Below are 16,474 nucleotides of genomic sequence, written 5' to 3' on the forward strand. Positions count from 1 at the left end.
GGCGGGGCCCGGACCTGGGGGTGGGTCAGCGCGGTACTGCCAGTCGCTGTTGACGGAGTGTTTAGTCGCGCTTGGCACGCTCGATACCGCAACGACAACCAGGGGGGTCGAGTTGTCCACACATTCCTTCTTTCCCGGGGCCGGCCGGGCGGCGGCGGTGCTGCTGACCGGGGTGGCCGCCGTGGCGTCCGTGCTGGTGGTGCCGGGGCGGGCGCAGGCGTCGCCGTTCTGCGACCAGCCGGATCCGCCGCCGATCTGCTTCGAGGACCCGGAACCGCCGGAGCCGGACCGGGCCGCGCAGGGCTGGTTCGACGCGATGTACGGGGCCAACGGCCGTGTGGTGGTGTCGGGTTGGGCGACCGACCCGGACACGGCCGGCGCGGTGACGGTCCGGGTCCGCCGCAACGGCGCGCCGGTGCAGCAGATCACCGCGAACGCCTACCGGTCGGACGTCGGCTACCACGGCTTCTCGCAGGCGCTGGCGTCCGTCCCGGCGGGCCCGCAGACGATCTGCCTGGCGGCCGTGAACGTCTACGGCGGTTTGCCGCGCCGGGCCGCCGAGACCGACCTCGGGTGCCGCACCTTCACCGGCGGCCTGCAGACGGTCGGCACGGACCCGTACACCAACGCCGACACCCAGCACTCGGCGGCCGTCGAGTCGGACACCTTCGCCTGGGGCAGCACCGTGGTCGGCGCCTACCAGGTGGGCCGGGGCTACAGCAGCGGCTCCACCAACACCGGCTTCACGGTCTCCCGGGACGCCGGCCTGACCTGGACCTCCGGCGTGCTCCCGGGCCTGACCGTCGCGGCCGGCGGCAGCCACGAGCGGGCCAGCGACCCGGTGGTGGCGTACAGCGCCAAGCACGGCGCGTGGATCGTCGGCAGCCTGGTCATCGACGCCGGCGACGGCAAGGGCATCATGGTCAACCGCTCCACCGACGGCGCCGCCACCTGGTCCGCCCCGACCTGGGCGATCGGCAACGACGGCACCGCGTGGGACAAGGAGTGGATCGCCTGCGACAACTGGACGTCCAGCCCGTACTGGGGCACCTGCTACCTGACCGTCACCAAGCTCGACGGCTACGCGGTCGAGCTGGCCAGGTCCACCGACGGCGGCCTGAGCTGGTCGCTCCTCAACGGCCCCCGGCCGGCCGCCAACGGGGCCTACCCGGTGGTCCGGCCCGACGGCACCGTGGTCGTCCTGTACGGCCTCACCGGCCGGGTCGGCTCGTTCACCCTCACCGGCGGCGGCACCGGCTGGACCACCCCGGTGACGGTCAACAACGGCAGCCAGTACGACGTTCCGGGCCTGCGCGACGTCTCCACCGTCTCCGCGGACGTGGACGGTACCGGCCGCATCAACGCCGTCTGGCACGGCTGCCGGGCGGCGACCGGCTGCGCCTGGAACAACCTCGTCCAGGCCAGCTCGACGGACGGGCAGAACTGGACGGTGTCGGAGATCGACACCTGCGCGGACACCGCACTGTGCGCGGCCGCCAACCAGTTCGCCCCGTCGATCACCGCCGACCCGCAGAACCCGGGGCGCTTCGCGATCGTCTTCAACGAGCTGTGGAACGGCGCCGTCTCGGTGCGGTACACCTCCTCCGCCGACGGCGGCCGGACCTGGCGGAAGCCGCCGTCCTCGCTGGTCGAGGGCATGCCGCTGACCCGGATGCCGGACACCGGCCAGGGCCGGATGCTCGGCGAGTACCTGGGCATCTCGGCGGCCAACGGCAGCGTGGTGACGCTCTTCCCGGTCGCCGCCGCACCGGCCGACGGCAAGGCGTTCGCGCAGACCATGTCCACCTACACGCCGCTCGCCTTCTGACACCGGCCCCGCGCCGCCCGCCCGGTCAGTCCGGGCGGCCGGCGCGGACCGTCGTGCCGGGGGCGCGGCGCCGGGGCGAGCCGGCGGAGGATCCCGGCGGAGCAGCACCCGAGCGCGTCCGACCGGAACCGGAGCGGCCGGGTCGGGAGACAGCGTCCGGGGCAGTCGCCACCGGTGGGCGGCGCACCGCCCGTCCTGGCGGCGCTGTCGGCGCCCGAGCGGGCCTGCTCGGCGTCGAGACGGGGGCATGTCGCCCGTGGGCCCGGCGGGAGTTCATGCCCCGGCGGGCTCCTGGACGAAGGGCAGGCACAGGTCCGCGGTGGCCTCGGCGTGGACGGCGAACTGTGCGCGGGCCCGGACCGGGTCGCGGTCCTCGATCGCCGAGGCGAGCGCGCGGTGCCGCTGGTCGGGCGTGCTGCGGGACCCGGTGCCGCCGGGGTGTCCGGCGAGCAGCCGGGTCAGCTCGTGCTGGATGCCCTGCTCGGCCTCCAACAGCCGCCGGGAGCCGGAGAGTTCGGCGATGTGCAGGTGGAGGCCGGCGTCCGCGGTGCGGTAGGCCTCCGGGTCGGCGAGCGCGGCGTCGGCGGCCAGTTCGAGTTCCCGCATCCGGGCCAGTCCGGCGTCCGAGGCCAGCCGGGCGGCCCGCGCGGAGGCCTCGCCGGACACCGCGATCCGCCAGGCCGTCAACTCCTCGATCTCGGCCCGGGTGTACGGGTGGAGGGCGGTCAGCTCGCCGATCCGGGTGAGGATGTCGGGGACCACGAAGGTGCCGGCGCCGCGGCCGCGGCGGGTCTCGATCAGGCCGTCCTCGCGCAGCACCGCCATCGAGTGGCGGACGGTCATCACGGCGACCCCGAACAGCTCGGCGAGGGTCTTCTCCGGGGGCAGCCGGTCGCCGGCCACCAGGATCCGCGCGCCGATCAGCTCACTGAGCCGCCGGGCGATGGCTTCGGCCGCGCCGGCGGCACGCACCGGCTCGACGTGTTGAGTCCACCCCTTGCCATCCATGAAATCTATCTTCTAGATTTCGCATCTCATCCGCAAGCGGTTCCTGGAGAGTTTATGAGCGTCACCGACCATTCGGCACCCCTGATCGGGATACCCGTCCGACTCAGCGACGGCGACGCTCCCGGCGCCGACGTCCGGATCGGCGAGGCGAACCGGATCTTCGAGGAGGTCGTGGGCCTGGTCCGGGCCGCCGGCGCCGAGCCCGTGCTGCTGGAGCCGGACGCCGACGGCAACCCGCAGGCCGAGCGGCTGGCCGCCTGCGCCGGCTTCGTGGTGCCCGGCGGCGGCGACGTCGACCCGGCCCGGTACGGTGAGGACACGAACCACCCCTCGCTGTACGACGTCAACCCGGTGCAGGACCGGCTCGACGAGGCCGTGCTCCGGTATGCCCTCGACCACGGCCGCCCGATGCTCGGCATCTGCCGCGGCATGCAGATGCTCAACATCCTGCGCGGCGGCACGCTGCACGTGGACATGGCGCCGACCGACGTCCCGCACAACCCGGAGCCCGGCATCGAGTGGGCCACCCACGAGGTGGCGCTGGCCACGGGCAGCGCGGTGGCCGAGGCCTTCGGCCGCGACCGGATCGCGGTGGCCTCCGGTCACCACCAGGCCGTGGACCGGGTCGGCGAGGGCCTGGTGGTCACCGCCCGCGCCGACGACGGCTGCGTGGAGGCCGTCGAACTGGCGGGCGAGCCGGACGCGGCCTGGACGGTCGGCGTCCAGTGGCACCCCGAGGCGCTGGAGCCGGTGGCGGAACTGCGCCTGCCGCTGTTCCGCGCCCTGCTGAACCAGGTGGACGTACGACAGGGAGCGGGGCTGCGGTCGTGAGCGATGCAAGAGGAACCGCCGAGCTGCTGGAGGACGGCGCCCAGGCGCCCGCGGCGGCCGGCACGGCCGGCGGGGCGCAGTTGAGCCGGAGCCTGCTGAGCCGCCACATGACCATGATCAGCATCGGCGGCGCGGTCGGCGCCGGGCTGTTCGTCGGGTCGGGCGTGAGCATCCAGCAGGCCGGCCCGGGCGTCCTGGTCGCCTACGCGCTGACCGCCGCCATCGTCGTCGTGGTGATGCGGATGCTCGCCGAGATGTCGGTGACCCGCCCCGACACCGGCGCGTTCGCCGTGTACGGCCGGCTGGCGTTCGGCCGCTGGGCCGGGTTCGCCAGCGGCTGGATCTACTGGGTCGGCTGGCCGCTCGGCATGTGCATCGAGTCGATCGCCGCCGGGAAGATCGTGCACGGCTGGCTGCCGGCGCTGCCGGTCTGGCTGATCGCCGTGCTGATGCTCGCGGTGGTGACCGCCGTCAACCTCGGCTCCGTGCGCGCCTACGGCGAGATGGAGTTCTGGGTGGTCTGGGTGAAGGTCGCCGTGATCGCCCTGTTCATCGGCGTCGGCCTGGTCGCCGTGGCCGGTCTGCTGCCCGGCACGCCCGCGCCCGGCACCGAGAACCTGCTCGGCCGGGGCGGCTTCCTCCCGATGGGCTTCAGCGGGGTCGTCATCGCCACCTCCGGCGCGATGTTCTCCTTCTCCGGCACCGAGATCGTGACGATCGCCGCCGGCGAGGCCGAGGACGCCGCCGCCGCGATCCGCAAGAGCACCCGCACCATCCTGTGGCGGGTCACCGTGTTCTACCTCGGCTCGCTGTCCGTCGTGGTGCTGCTGCTCCCGTGGAACAGCGCCGCCGTCGGCGACAGCCCGTTCGCCGCCACCCTCGACCACCTCGGCATGCCGGGCGCGTCCACCGTGCTGAACATTGTGCTGTTCGCGGCGATGCTCTCCACCATGAACTCGCAGGTGTACGCCAGCTCCCGGATGCTGTTCGCGCTGGCCCGCGACCGCGACGCGCCCTCGCTGTTCGCCCGGATCTCCCGGCGCGGCGCCCCGTACACCGCGATCCTGTTCACCTCCGCGCTGGCCGTGCTGTGCCTGGTGCTCCAGGTGACCCACCCGACGGAGGCGTTCAGCCGGCTCGTCGACATCACCGGCGACACCGTCTACGTCACCTGGATCGGCATCGCCGCCGCGCACCTGGTGCTCGGCCGGCAGGACCGCGGCGACGGCCGCCGCCCCGCCGACGGCACCGCCGTCTGGCTGTTCCCCGGCCTCACCTGGGCCGTGCTGCTGGCCCTGCTCGGCCTGTACGCCGTGATGATCGTGCTCGCCGACTCGCGCGTCGACGCCCTGCTGGCGCTGGCCCTCACCGTGGCCGTGTCGCTCGCCGGCCTGTGGCTGCAGCGCCGGCAGCAGGCCCCGCCGGCCTGAGCGCACCGCGCGCCGGCGCCACGAAAACCCGCGGGCCCGCCCGCCCGGACCGTCCGGGGCGGGCGGGCCCGGCCGCTGTCCGGGCCCGGATCCCCGGACGGTTCCCGTGCGGATGCGAACGAAGCGGCCCGGTGGGACGGTGTCCCAGAGGCGTGGTCACGCCGGGTCACCGCATGGGCGCAAGCGGTGTCCGGGAGCCGCGCGGTTCGCGCACCGAAGGGGTTCCGATGTTCGATGCCAGTTTTGCGTTCCCGCGGGCCCTGCTGGAGCCGGTGGCCGGCCCGGGCGGCCGGGTGGTCGTGATCGGCGCGGGCCTCGCGGGGCTGGTGTGCGCGTACGAGCTGCAGCGGCGCGGCTTCGACGTGGTGGTGTACGAGCGCGGCAGCCGGCCGGGCGGACGGATCCGCACCCACCGGTTCTGGGACGGCACGCACGCCGACTTCGGCGCGATGCGGATCCCCGCCAACCACCACTGCGTGCTGCACTACGTCGACCGGTTCCGGCTGGCCACCCGCCCGTTCGTCAACGCCAACCCGCAGGCCTACTACCACCTGCGCGGCAACCGGGTCCGGGTCCGCGAGGTCTCCGCGCTGTTCCCCGCGTTCGCGCTCCGGCCCGACGAGTGCCACCCGCCGTCCGCGCTGCTGGACCGGATCCTCGCCCCCGTCTGGCAGGCCCTCACCGTCGAGCAGCAGCGCCGCGCCCTGGACGGCCGGTGGGACGACCCGGCGCTGGAGCGGGCCGCCTCGGTGTCGCTCTGGCAGTTCGTCCACGAGCACCTCTCGCAGGACGCCTGGGACCTGTTCGGCCACGCCAGCGGCCTCGCCCACTACGAGCAGTCCTCGCTGCTGGAGGTGCTGGTCGACTACTTCGGGCTGTTCCACCGCGGCCAGGTCGAACTCGCCGACGGCATGGACGCCCTGGTGCACGCCTTCGTCCGGGCGCTGCGCCCCGGCACCCTGCGGCTGTCCACCCGGATCGACGAGCTCGCCGTCGGCAGCGACGGCGTCCGGGTGGCCGGCCGGCGGATCGGCGCGCGGCTCGACGACACCGCGGACTTCGTGGTCTGCTGCATCCCCGCCCCGGCCCTCGACCAGATCACCGTCACCCCCGGCCTGCCGCACGCCCAGCGCCACGCGGTGCGCGGCATCAGCTACGCGTCCAGCGCCAAGACCGTGCTGCACGTCACCCACCGGCGCTGGGAGAGCGAGGACGGCATCTTCGGCGGCGGCAGCTTCACCGACCTGCCGATCCAGCAGTGCTGGTACCCGTCCGACAACGCGGTGCGCACCGACGGCGGCGTCAACGGCTCCGGCACGCCCCGCTGGGAGGCCCGCGACCCGCTGCGCTCGGCCGAGCCCGCCGCGCTGCTCGGCGCGTACCTGTGGGGCGCCAACGCGCGGCGGTTCGCCGCGCTCGACCAGGCCGACCGGGAGGCCCTGGTGCTGGAGTGCCTGGAGCGGCTGCACCCCGGCATCACCGGCGACGTCGACGACATCGTGCACTGCAACTGGGACGTGCAGACCGGCATGGGCGGCGGCGCGTTCGCCCACCTCACCCCCGGCGAGCACACCCGGTACCTGTCGGTGCTCGGCGCGCCGCACCCGGTGCAGCGGCCCCGGGTGTTCTTCGCCGGCGAGCACCTGTCCGGCGCGCACGCCTGGTGCCAGGGCGCGGCGCAGTCCGCGCTGCGGGTGGTCGGCGACCTGCTCGACCTCGCCCGGGAAGCCCGCCCGGCCGCCCCGGTGAGCGCCCCGTGATGGACCGCGCCGAACTGCTGGCCGCGCTGACGCCCGGCCCGGACCGCACCGAGCAGGTCGGGGTGGAGGTCGAGTGCGGCCTGCTCGACCCCGCCACCGGCATCGGCGCCCGCTACTCGGGCCCGCGCGGGGTGCGCGCCGTGCTGGAGGCCGTGCTGCGGCACTGGGGCGGCGAACCCGAGACGGACGCCGGCCGGCTGACCGGCGTCCGGCTGCCCGACGGCAGCACCGTCACGCTGGAGCACGGCGGCCAGATCGAGTACTCCTCCACGCCCGGGCCGGGCCTCGGCAAGACCATGGACGAGGTCCGGGCCGCGCTGGCCCGGCTCGCCGACCTGGCCGCCGGGTTCGGCCTCGCGCTCGTCCCCGGCGGCAACCTGCCGTTCGGGCGGCTCGCCGACGTCGAGTGGGTGCCGATGTCCCGCGGCGCCATCATGCGCCAGTACTTCGCCGACCTCGGCCCCGACGGGGCCCGCGCCCCGCACGTGATGGCGCTGTCGCTGTCCACCCAGGTCACCCTGGACTTCCTCGGCCCCGAGGACCTCACCCGGAAGCTGCGGATGCAGACCGCCGCCGCCCCCGTGGTCTCCGCGCTGCTGGTCAACTCGCCACTGCACGAGGGCCGCCCGTGCGGCCTGCTGTCGCACCGCTCCTGGGCCTGGCTGCGGATGGACCCGCGCCGGGCCGGCCTGCTGCCGCCCGCGCTGCGGCCCGACGTCGGCGCCGAGGACGTCGTCGACTGGGCGCTCGGCATTCCGCTCATCCACTACCGCACGGCGGACGGCCGCTACCACCGCGCCCCCGAGGGCAGCTTCGCCGACCTGCTCCGGCACGGCCTCGCCGACGGCTCCCCGCCCACCCCGGCGCACTGGGCCTCCCACCTGTCCCAGCTGTGGACCGACACCCGGGTCCGCCGGACGCTGGAGCTGCGCGGCGCCGACGGCCCGCCGCACCCGCACCTGGCCGCGCTGCCCGCGCTCTGGACCGGCCTCACCTACCACCGCGCCTCCTGCGACGCCGCCTGGGAACTGACCGGTGGGCACACCGCCGCCGAGCACCGTGCCGCCCGCGCCGAACTCCCGGTCCGGGGCCTGGACACCCGGCTCGGCGGCACCCCCGTCCGCCCGCTCGCCGCCGAACTGCTGCGCCTCGCCCGGGCCGGCCTGGACGCCCGGGTGGCCGCCGGCCTGGAGCCGCCGCACGTGCCCGGCCACCTCGACCCGCTGGACGAGATCGTCGCCACCGGCCGCACCTTCGCCGAACAGGGCCTGGCCCGCTGGGACGGCGAACTGCGCCGCGACCCGGCCCGCTGGGTCGCCGCGCACCGGATCTGACGGGCCGTCGCCCTACCCGAGCCGGGCCGCGCAGGCGGCCACCAGGGCCGGCACCACCTCCGGCATCGCCGGGCCCCAGGAGACGTTGGCGTTCACCTCGCAGACGGTGAAGGTGCCGTCCTCCTCGAACAGCAGGTCCACGCCGCAGACCACCAGGCCGATCTCCTTGGCGGCCCGCACCGCGAGCTGCTCGGCCGCCGGGTAGCGGCCCGGACAGGGCACGTTGGTGCCGCCGGCCGCCACGTTCGACTTCAACCGGCCGTTGGCGGAGGTGCGCACCCCGGCCGTCACCACCCGGCCGTCGACCACGATCACCCGCAGGTCCCGCCCGTGCGAGTGCCGGACGTAGCGCTGGAACAGGAACGGCACGTCGGGGCGCAGGCAGCCCTGGATGTCGGCGACGGTCTCGGCGTCCGGCGCCAGGAAGACCCGGCGGCCGCCGCTGCCGCGCACCGCCTTCACCACGCAGGGCTCGGGGACGCCGGCGGCGACCGCCAGGTCCGGGCGGGTGTCGGTGTAGGTGCGGGTGTCGGGGACGGGCAGGCCGGCCTCGGCGAGGCGCTGCAGCTGCCAGAACTTGTTGACGCAGGTCAGGATCGCGTCGACCGGGTTGAGCAGTTCGGTGCCGAGCGCCTGGAGGTGGCGCAGCAGGGTGACCTCGCGGTCGATGCTCAGCGAGGTGGTGGCGTGCCGGACCAGGGCCACCTTGGGCGGCCGGACCGGACGGCCCGTCAGGTCGTGCAGGGTCAGCCGGCCGTCGCTGATGCCCAGCAGCAGCCGGTCGGTGGGCACGGCCAGGAACCGTTCGCCGAACGCGTCGGCGAACGCCGCGCCCAGCCGGTGGGACACCGGGGTGTCGCGGGCGTAGGGGCCGAGCAGCAGCCACAGGTCGGCATCGGTGCGGGGCGCCGGCTCCACCAACGGTCTCCTCGGGCTGGGCGATTGCGGGGCGGCCACCATCATCCGTGCCGGGCCCGGCCCGGTACAGGCACCGCGCCGCCCCGGCGGAGGTCCGCGCGCGCCCCGAGGGCGCGCGCCGGTGTCGGAGTGCGCGGCCCGCGCCCCCCAGCGCCCCCGTGTCCCGCGCCCGGTTGACGGGCCGCCGGTCCGGTCGCGGCACACGATGGCCCCCCGCCCAGAGGAAGGAGCCACCTGCCGTGGCCGTCCCCACCACGCTCGACCACGCCGTGAAGACCTACAGCCTCCCGCAGGCGTACTGGCTGGCGAAGGCCGCCGACCTGGCCTACAAGGACGAGGCCACGATCGAACAGCAGGCCCACGACTGGGGCTTCCCGACGGTCCGTCACCACCACACCGCCTTCACCCCGCCGTTCCCGCTCCAGGACACCCAGGCCTACACGGCGGCCAGCGACCGGATGATCATCACGGCGTTCCGCGGCACCGAGGGGTGGTGACCTTCGGCCAGCCCCGGACCTGCGACCGGCTGCTCGCCGCCGCCTACAACAAGGGCTTCAAGGACCGCACCCACCGCTTCGTCAACAACAACGACGTCGTCCCGCAGCTGCCGCCGGAGCCGGCCTTCACGCACGTGGACGCGGTGCGCCACATCGACTCCTCGGGCCGGATCCGGGAGAGCGTCGGGATGCTCGGCGGGCTGGCCGACCGGGCGAAGGGGCTGACCGCCGACGCGTTCGCGCCGGCCAGTGACGGCATCCGCGACCACCTGATGCGGAACTACCTCGCGGCGATCGAGAAGAACCTGGCCTGACGCCGCGTCAATGACCCTTCCTTTGCCGGGAGAAGACGAAATGGAGGGAATTTTCGGGCAGTTCATGACAGGCCGGGCGGGCGGATCGTGCGGGGTCTATTCGCGTAGACGCCTGATGCCCCACCATGGAGCCGCTCCTGAACCAACACGCCGGACCCGCCCCGGGTTCGGCGCCCGATGGCCTGCCCGGAACCGGGCGGCCACCCCAGGTGGAGGCTCCCCACATGTTCTCCCTGCACTCCGCGCGGCTGCGCACGGTGCTGACCGGTCTCGCGCTGACCGGTCTCGCCGTGACCACCGCCCAGGGCTTCGCGTCCGCGGCGCCCGCCCCCGTCCACGAGCGCGGCGCGGCCCGCGCCTCGGTGGTCGACACGATCGAGGACGGCGCCGCTCGCTCGCTCGCCCTCTCGCTCGCCGACCGGGCCTGGCAGCGCCAGGTCTCCGGAGCCCTCGCCCAGGGCAAGGCGGTCGGCCTGCGGGGCCTCACCGCCGGGTCCGCGACCCGGGGCGCCAACGGCCTCGGCGCGCACATCGCGCAGGCGGACCGCCAGGTCGCCGACGCCAAGGGCCTCGGCGCGGACGCCGGTTCGCTGCTCCAGGTCCGGCTGGTCGGCGCGGCCGCCGAGGGCGTGGAGCCGCTGGTGGCCTCCTCGCCGTCGGACGACAACGCCACCGTCGTGGTCGCCTACGACAGCGCCGGCAAGGCCTACGAGCTGGCCGCCGACCACGCCCCCGACCGGCCGGTCTACCTGGTCGACGTCGACACCGACAAGGCCACCGAGGCCGGCCTGAAGGTGCTGCGCGACGAGCTGGCCGCGGCCGGCCTGCAGGCCCCGGCGGCAGCCCCGGTCAACACCGCGGCCGCCGCGACCGGCTACTGGACCACCCGCGTCACCGCCGTCACCGTCTCCGACGTCAAGGAGCCCTGGTTCAAGGGCGCCGCGGAGATCTTCGACCTGGTCACCGGCTTCGGCCTGGACGGCAAGGTCCGGGTCGACACCGTGACCATGCCGTACCTGGACGACGAGAACAAGACGTACTACCCGAACCAGATCCTGGTGAACTGGTCGCTGTACAAGTACAACCTGGCCGACGTCGTGATGATGGAGGACGACGGCGACACCAACTACTCGGCGCTGGCCAAGGCCATCGCGGCGGTGCTGCTGACCATCACCGACCAGGGCGCGTACATCCCGCTGGCGAACGCGGTCATCGACGCGATGCCCGCCTCCTGGTGGACCGACGACCCGGACTACGTCGACTCCTGGTACACCCTGGCCACCACCACGACCGGCACCCGCACCGGCGCCGCCGGCAACGGGAAGATGACCTTCGACCGGTACTACGTGTCCGCGCTCTGACGGACCCGTACCGCGCACCGGGCGCCGGCGGGGGCGAGTGCCCCGCCGGCGCCCGGCACCCCGGGTGGGGGACGGCGCTCCCGGGATGGTGTGATTTACGCCGGAAATCCGAACGGCCGGGGGTCGAGCAGAGAGGGGTGCGCCGTGTCCGTCGCGCTCAGCACCGCGCCGCTGTCCGCCACCGACCGGGCGGAGAGCTGGCACGAGGCGGTGACCCACGCCTTCGTGCCGATGGCGGTGGAGTTCCTGGAGGAGCGGCCCTCCCCGGGGACCATCGTCAGCCACCGGCTCGGACCGATGCTGATCTCCACCGTGCAGGCCGGGCCGCAGATGGTCACCCGCGGCCGGCGCATGATCGCCCGCGACGACTCCGCCTCGCTGATCCTGACGCTCCAGCAGCACGGCACCGCCGTCAAGGAGCAGGACGGGCGGGAGACGCCGATCCGGCCCGGCGAGTTCTCCTTCACCGACGCCTCCCGGATCTTCCGCAAGCGGATCGGCGAGGACTTCGCCTTCACCTCCTTCCACTTCCCGCGCGCCGAACTGGACGTCCAGGAACGGGACCTGCGGGCGCTCACCGCGACCGCGTTCCGGTCCGACGAGGGCAGCGCCGCCCTGGTCTCGACCTACCTGGCGGGCGTGGCGCGCGAGGCGGCCGCCTTGGACGAGGCGGTCGGGCGGCGGGCCGCCGCGACGGCGCTCGACCTGCTGGCGCTGCTGATCGACGACCGCTGCGGGCGCGGCCGGCCGCAGGGCCCGCAGAACGCCGCCTCGCTGGAGCGGATCAAGGACCACATCCGGCGGCGGCTCCGCGACCCCGAGCTGACGCCGTCCGGCATCGCGGAGGCCAACTTCGTCTCGGTCCGCTTCCTGCACAAGCTGTTCCAGCAGGAGGGGACCACCGTCGGCGGGTGGATCCGCGCCCAGCGCCTGGAGCGGTGCAGCCGCGACCTGCGCGGGCCGCTGGGCCGGCAGCTCGGGGTGGCCGGGATCGCCCGGAGCTGGGGCTTCGTCAACTCCAGCCACTTCAGCCGGGCGTTCCGCGAGGCGTACGGCATGACGCCGCGCGACTGGCAGGTGCAGGGCCGCGCCGGGGAGTGACCCCGCGGGGTCAGCCGGTCAGGCTGTGCAGTTCGCCGTCCCAGTCGACCAGGCCGCTCTCGTGGCCGCGCGGGACGAGCACGAAGGCCTCCCGGCGCAGCCAGCGGCGCACCTGACGGGCCGGCAGGTCCAGCAGCACGCTGCCGTCGCCGCCCTGCAGGTGGATCCGCAGCGAACTGCGGCCGTGGCACGGGCAGGGCGGCCAGATGCGGACGTCGCCGAGGCCGGCGGGCCGCTGCAGGCCCTCCCACAGCAGCTCGCGGGAGAACAGCCAGACCCCCGCCTCCGACGCCTGGCCGAGGAACTCCAGGGCGACGGCGAACGGGTCGTCGGCGCAGTAGCCGAGCCGCACCGGGATGTCGACGTGCTCGGTCTCGCCGAGGACGATCCGGGCGTCGAGGTCGAGAGCGGTGCTGGCGGCCTGCGGGTCGGACAGCGGGTGCGGGGCGGACATGGCTTCTCCATGGAGTGGGGGGACGGCCCGGGGGCCTTGGCCTCCGGGGTGCACGGGCACGGGCCGACACGGCGGTGCGGTGCGCTCGCCTCGGGCCCTGGGAGCTGCCGGCGGACAGGGGAGGCGGAATCTCCCCGCAGGTTACGCGGCGCCCGCCGGGGGCGATGTTCCGGCGGTGCACCGCGATCTGACGTTCCGTGCACCGTTCGCCCGCCCGCGGGCCGGCCGCCGGCCACCCGCCCCGCCGGCCGGACCGCGCCTGCCGCGCTCAACCCCCTTTGCTGTTACAGGAGTTGGGGTGGTGCGACGGAGTCGTTCGGGCCCGGACGGGTGGCGTTTTCCTCGATCTGTCGAAGGTTTGGCGACCGCGTTTCGCTTCTTGTATGAATGCGCCGGGAGGCGGTTGAACATGACGAGGTTGATCCAGCGCGCACGTCCGGGCGGCGAGGCGCTCCAGGCGTTGGTGGACGGGCTGGCGGAGGAGCTCGGCCGCTCCGTCGTCCTGGACGACCCGCTGGTGCGGATGATCTGCACCAGCCGGCACTTCGGCGACGAGGACGGCGTGCGGGTGCGCACCCTGCTCCAGGGCATCGCCGACGACGAGACCATCCGCTACGTGCTGTCGCAGGGCGTCGCCCAGTGGACCCGCCCCGCGGTGCTGCCCGGCCGGGACGACCTGGGCCTGCGGCCGCGCTACTGCGTGCCGATCCGCGAACGCGGCTACCTGCTGGGCATCCTGATGGTCGTCTCGGCCGGCGACCCGCTGACGGACGCCCAGACCGCCGCCATCGACCGGACCGCCCGCGCGCTCGCCGCCGAGATGTACGCCGACCGGCTGGCCTCCGACGTCGCCGAGGAGGACAGCCGCCGGCTGGTCGGCCAACTGGTCGGCTCCGACTCGGCGTTGCGCTGCGAGGCGCACCAGCGGCTGGTCGACGACGGGCTGCTCCCGGCGACCGGCCACGTGGTGGCGACGGCGGTCGCCGTCACCGGGCAGCGCGGCGGCTCCGGCCAGGCCGCGGTGGCGCTGCGCGCCGCACTCGACCCGTTCCGGCAGACCCGGGCGGCGCTCGGCCTGCTCGCCGTCGAACAGGACCGGGCGGTGCTGGTGCAGGTCTTCGACCGCGAACCGGCCGAGGACGACCTGGAGTTGCAGTCCCGCACGGTGGCCCGCTCGCTGACCACCTTCCTGGACCCGGAGGCCACCGCGCTGATCGGCGCGGGCGGGCGCCGCACCGAACTCGCCGAGGCGTGGATCTCCTACGACCAGGCCCGGGTGGCGCTGCGCGCGGCCCGCCGGCTGCCCGCGCTGACCGGCGTCGCCGACTGGGAACGGCTCGGCGAGTACGCCGTGCTGCTGCAACTGCCGGACAGCGCACTGAACGAGACGCTGGTGCCGAAGCCGCTGCGGCGGCTGCTGGAGGCCGGCCCGGGCGCCAAGCTGGAGGAGACGCTGCGCTGCTTCCTGGAGAACGCCGGCTCGGTGCCCCGGACCGCGGAGGCCCTGGAGGTCCACCGCACCTCGCTGTACTACCGCCTGCGACAGATCCAGGAGATCACGGGCCTGGACCTGGACAACGGCGCGCACCGGCTGGTGCTGCACACGGGGCTGCGGGTGACCGACCTGCTGCCGGACCGGTCCCGGCCGGCCCTTGCTACAGAGCGATGACGCACCGCTGCTACAGAGGGAGGAAGCTCCGCCGGGCAATTCCTGCGCCGGTCGGTGGCCGAGCGCTTGCGGGTCCGGCGAGAATCGTCACCGCGAGCTGCCGCTCGTCCGCCGGCGACCTGCCGGACCTGGACGTTCTTCCGCCACAGCCGACCCGAACGGACCGGATACCAGCGCGATGCACGAAATGATCACCGACGACGGGGTGCGCCTGACCTACCGCGACAGCGGCGGCGACGGCGTCCCCCTGGTCATGCTCCACGGCTGGGGGCAGACCGCGGCGATGTTCCGCCACCAGGTCGAGGCACTGGCCCCGGGCCGGCGCGTCGTCACGGTGGACTTCCGCGGCCACGGCCGCTCGGAGAAGCCGCGGCACGGCTACCGGATCGCCCGGCTGGCCCGCGACGTCCTCGAACTGGCCGACCACCTCGGCCTGGAGAGCTTCGACGCGCTCGGCTGGTCGATGGGCGCCTCGGTGTGGTGGAGCTTCGTCGACCAGTACGGCACCGGCCGGCTCCGCCGCCTGGTGCTGGTCGACCAGCCCGCCGCCGTCGCCGCCGTGCCGTGGACGACCGGGGCCGAACAGCGCCAGTGCGGCGCCATCTTCGACGTCGCGGGCCTGCTGGAGCTGGGCGCCGCGCTGGCCGGGCCGGACGGCGAGCGGGTCCGCGAAGACTTCGTCCGCTCGATGTTCGGCGGCGACCCCGACCCCGGCGTGCTGGCCTTCGTGCTCGACGAGATCCGCGCCACCCCGGCGTACGCGGGCGTCCCGCTGCTGTTCGACCACTGCGCCCAGGACTGGCGCGACGTGCTCGACCGGATCGACGTGCCGACCCTGGTGATCGGTTGCGAGGGCAGCCACGTCGACCCCGACTCGCAGCGGTTCGTGGCGGAGCGGATCCCCGGCGCCCGCCTGCACGTGTTCCCGGCGGACGTGGCGCGCTCGCACTTCCCGTTCCTGGAGAACCCCGGCGCGTTCAACGCCGTCGTGGAGAAGTTCCTCTCCTGAGCGCCGCGCCGCCCCGGCGCCCGCCCCCCAGTCTTCGCACAGCCCTCAACCGGTCGGAGCCTCCCGTGAACCCGTCGGGTCCCTCGCCCATGCCCGAAAACACCTGCTCGCTGCTCGACCAGAGCAGCTACGACGGCGTCATCGACGTCCTCGCCCCGCCGCCCGGCAGCGCCCCCGACGACTGCCTGTACCTCGCCCTGCCCGTCCGCGGCACCGCCTCGGTGCGGCGGGGCGGCGCCAGCACCGTGCTGGCGCCCGGCGACCTGCTGATCGGCACCACCCCGCACCCGGCGGGCCTGCTGCGGGACGCCGAGTGCCGGATGATCAGGTTCCGCGTCCCGTGCTTCTTCCTGGGCGTCCGGCAGGCCGACGTGCGGCGGGCCGGCGGCCTGCTGGCCCGCGGCGGCGAGGGCGTCGGCGCGCTCGCCTCGCAGTTCCTGAGCACCCTGGCCGGCCAGGCGCGGGCCCACCGGGCCCGCCCCGGCAACCACTTGGCGCGCAGCGTCTCCGACATCGTGGCGATCCTGGTCACCGAACTGCTGGAGCGGGAGGCCCCCGAGTACCCGACCGGCTCCGCCGAGATCCTGGCCCGGCTGCGCGCGCACATCGAGGAGAACCTCGCCGACCCGGACCTGTCGCCGGAGTCGATCGCCCGCTCGCAGCACATCTCGGTGCGCTACCTGCACAAGCTGTTCCAGCAGGACGGCACCACCGTCGGCCAGTGGGTCCGGCAGCGCCGACTGGACGCCTGCCGCCGCGAGTTGGAGCGGCCCACCCGCCGGCAGGTCAGCGTGTCCGCGGTCGCGCACCGCTGGGGCTTCGTCAGCCACTCGCACTTCAGCCGGGCCTTCCGCGAGACGTACGGCGTCTCGCCGCGGCAGTGGCAGGCGTACGCCGCGGCCCGTGCCGACGGCGACCGCCCCGCCTCCTGAACCGCCGGGCCCCACCATCCGAAAGGCC

The 16,474-nt window shown here is 74.5% G+C and carries 15 protein-coding genes; 12 read left to right on the forward strand and 3 right to left on the reverse strand.

Features of this window, described 5'->3' with window-relative positions; translation table 11 throughout:
- Positions 1-112: 112 nt before the first annotated feature.
- Complete coding sequence (locus tag KCH_RS28005; protein WP_157032211.1) at positions 113-1,828, forward strand: sialidase family protein; 1,716 nt, start codon at positions 113-115, stop codon at positions 1,826-1,828.
- Positions 1,829-2,101: 273 nt separating this feature from the next.
- Here the strand turns inward: KCH_RS28005 and KCH_RS28010 are convergent, their stop codons facing one another.
- Positions 2,102-2,836, reverse strand: coding sequence for a FadR/GntR family transcriptional regulator (locus tag KCH_RS28010; RefSeq protein ID WP_084223961.1), 735 nt, complete (start codon positions 2,834-2,836; stop codon positions 2,102-2,104).
- Positions 2,837-2,890: 54 nt separating this feature from the next.
- On the opposite strand from KCH_RS28010, the gene KCH_RS28015 reads away from it, so the two are divergent.
- From KCH_RS28015 to KCH_RS28030, 4 genes are all read left to right on the forward strand, one after another.
- Positions 2,891-3,667, forward strand: coding sequence for a gamma-glutamyl-gamma-aminobutyrate hydrolase family protein (locus KCH_RS28015; RefSeq protein WP_035867557.1), 777 nt, complete (start codon positions 2,891-2,893; stop codon positions 3,665-3,667).
- Positions 3,664-5,097: an amino acid permease gene (locus tag KCH_RS28020; RefSeq protein ID WP_084223962.1), complete on the forward strand. Its 1,434-nt coding sequence runs from the start codon at positions 3,664-3,666 to the stop codon at positions 5,095-5,097. Before KCH_RS28015 ends, KCH_RS28020 begins: the two co-directional genes overlap by 4 nt.
- Before the next feature lie 227 nt (positions 5,098-5,324).
- Entirely contained in the window at positions 5,325-6,857 is a 1,533-nt protein-coding gene (locus KCH_RS28025; protein ID WP_051653525.1) for a flavin monoamine oxidase family protein, read from the forward strand.
- Positions 6,857-8,191, forward strand: coding sequence for a glutamate-cysteine ligase family protein (locus KCH_RS28030; protein ID WP_051653526.1), 1,335 nt, complete (start codon positions 6,857-6,859; stop codon positions 8,189-8,191). The genes KCH_RS28025 and KCH_RS28030 overlap by 1 nt, the downstream gene beginning before the upstream one ends.
- Before the next feature lie 12 nt (positions 8,192-8,203).
- On the opposite strand, the gene KCH_RS28035 is transcribed toward KCH_RS28030, so the two are convergent.
- Positions 8,204-9,109 carry a RimK family alpha-L-glutamate ligase gene (locus tag KCH_RS28035; protein ID WP_051653527.1) on the reverse strand — a complete coding sequence of 302 codons (906 nt, stop codon included), beginning with the start codon at positions 9,107-9,109 and terminating at the stop codon, positions 8,204-8,206.
- 239 nt (positions 9,110-9,348) lie between these two features.
- On the opposite strand from KCH_RS28035, the gene KCH_RS47380 reads away from it, so the two are divergent.
- The 4 genes from KCH_RS47380 (at position 9,349) to KCH_RS28050 (ending at position 12,382) form a co-directional block, all read left to right on the forward strand.
- Positions 9,349-9,606 (forward strand): alpha/beta hydrolase family protein, encoded by a 258-nt coding sequence (locus KCH_RS47380; protein WP_425268835.1) that lies wholly within the window; start codon positions 9,349-9,351, stop codon positions 9,604-9,606.
- Positions 9,603-9,920 (forward strand): lipase family protein, encoded by a 318-nt coding sequence (locus tag KCH_RS47385; RefSeq protein WP_425268836.1) that lies wholly within the window; start codon positions 9,603-9,605, stop codon positions 9,918-9,920. The genes KCH_RS47380 and KCH_RS47385 overlap by 4 nt, the downstream gene beginning before the upstream one ends.
- A gap of 224 nt (positions 9,921-10,144) precedes the next feature.
- Positions 10,145-11,281: a DUF3103 family protein gene (locus KCH_RS28045; protein ID WP_035867559.1), complete on the forward strand. Its 1,137-nt coding sequence runs from the start codon at positions 10,145-10,147 to the stop codon at positions 11,279-11,281.
- Between the two features lie 144 nt (positions 11,282-11,425).
- Entirely contained in the window at positions 11,426-12,382 is a 957-nt protein-coding gene (locus KCH_RS28050; RefSeq protein WP_035867560.1) for an AraC-like ligand-binding domain-containing protein, read from the forward strand.
- Positions 12,383-12,392: 10 nt separating this feature from the next.
- Here KCH_RS28050 and KCH_RS28055 read toward each other — a convergent pair whose 3' ends face one another.
- Positions 12,393-12,836 carry an SsgA family sporulation/cell division regulator gene (locus KCH_RS28055; RefSeq protein ID WP_051653528.1) on the reverse strand — a complete coding sequence of 148 codons (444 nt, stop codon included), beginning with the start codon at positions 12,834-12,836 and terminating at the stop codon, positions 12,393-12,395.
- Positions 12,837-13,245: 409 nt separating this feature from the next.
- Between KCH_RS28055 and KCH_RS28060 the strand changes: the two genes are divergently transcribed.
- The 3 genes from KCH_RS28060 to KCH_RS28070 all read left to right on the forward strand — a co-directional run bounded on the left by KCH_RS28060 (position 13,246) and on the right by KCH_RS28070 (position 16,446).
- Complete coding sequence (locus tag KCH_RS28060; RefSeq protein WP_035867561.1) at positions 13,246-14,505, forward strand: PucR family transcriptional regulator; 1,260 nt, start codon at positions 13,246-13,248, stop codon at positions 14,503-14,505.
- Between the two features lie 178 nt (positions 14,506-14,683).
- Complete coding sequence (locus KCH_RS28065; protein ID WP_035867562.1) at positions 14,684-15,514, forward strand: alpha/beta fold hydrolase; 831 nt, start codon at positions 14,684-14,686, stop codon at positions 15,512-15,514.
- An 89-nt stretch (positions 15,515-15,603) separates the two neighbouring features.
- A complete protein-coding gene (locus tag KCH_RS28070; protein ID WP_051653529.1) occupies positions 15,604-16,446 on the forward strand; it encodes a helix-turn-helix domain-containing protein in 843 nt (280 codons plus the stop codon).
- Positions 16,447-16,474 lie beyond the last annotated feature (28 nt).

Source organism: Kitasatospora cheerisanensis KCTC 2395 (genome assembly GCF_000696185.1).
Lineage (GTDB): Bacteria > Actinomycetota > Actinomycetes > Streptomycetales > Streptomycetaceae > Kitasatospora > Kitasatospora cheerisanensis.

What these genes read in the sequence shown, in the direction of transcription:
- KCH_RS28010 (WP_084223961.1), bottom strand. Translation starts at nt 2,836, where the DNA reads ATGGATGGCAAGGGGTGGACTCAACACGTCGAGCCGGTGCGTGCCGCC.
- KCH_RS28015 (WP_035867557.1), top strand. Translation starts at nt 2,891, where the DNA reads ATGAGCGTCACCGACCATTCGGCACCCCTGATCGGGATACCCGTCCGA.
- KCH_RS28025 (WP_051653525.1), top strand. Translation starts at nt 5,325, where the DNA reads ATGTTCGATGCCAGTTTTGCGTTCCCGCGGGCCCTGCTGGAGCCGGTG.
- KCH_RS28030 (WP_051653526.1), top strand. Translation starts at nt 6,857, where the DNA reads ATGGACCGCGCCGAACTGCTGGCCGCGCTGACGCCCGGCCCGGACCGC.
- KCH_RS28045 (WP_035867559.1), top strand. Translation starts at nt 10,145, where the DNA reads ATGTTCTCCCTGCACTCCGCGCGGCTGCGCACGGTGCTGACCGGTCTC.
- KCH_RS28055 (WP_051653528.1), bottom strand. Translation starts at nt 12,836, where the DNA reads ATGTCCGCCCCGCACCCGCTGTCCGACCCGCAGGCCGCCAGCACCGCT.
- KCH_RS28060 (WP_035867561.1), top strand. Translation starts at nt 13,246, where the DNA reads ATGACGAGGTTGATCCAGCGCGCACGTCCGGGCGGCGAGGCGCTCCAG.
- KCH_RS28065 (WP_035867562.1), top strand. Translation starts at nt 14,684, where the DNA reads ATGCACGAAATGATCACCGACGACGGGGTGCGCCTGACCTACCGCGAC.
- KCH_RS28070 (WP_051653529.1), top strand. Translation starts at nt 15,604, where the DNA reads ATGCCCGAAAACACCTGCTCGCTGCTCGACCAGAGCAGCTACGACGGC.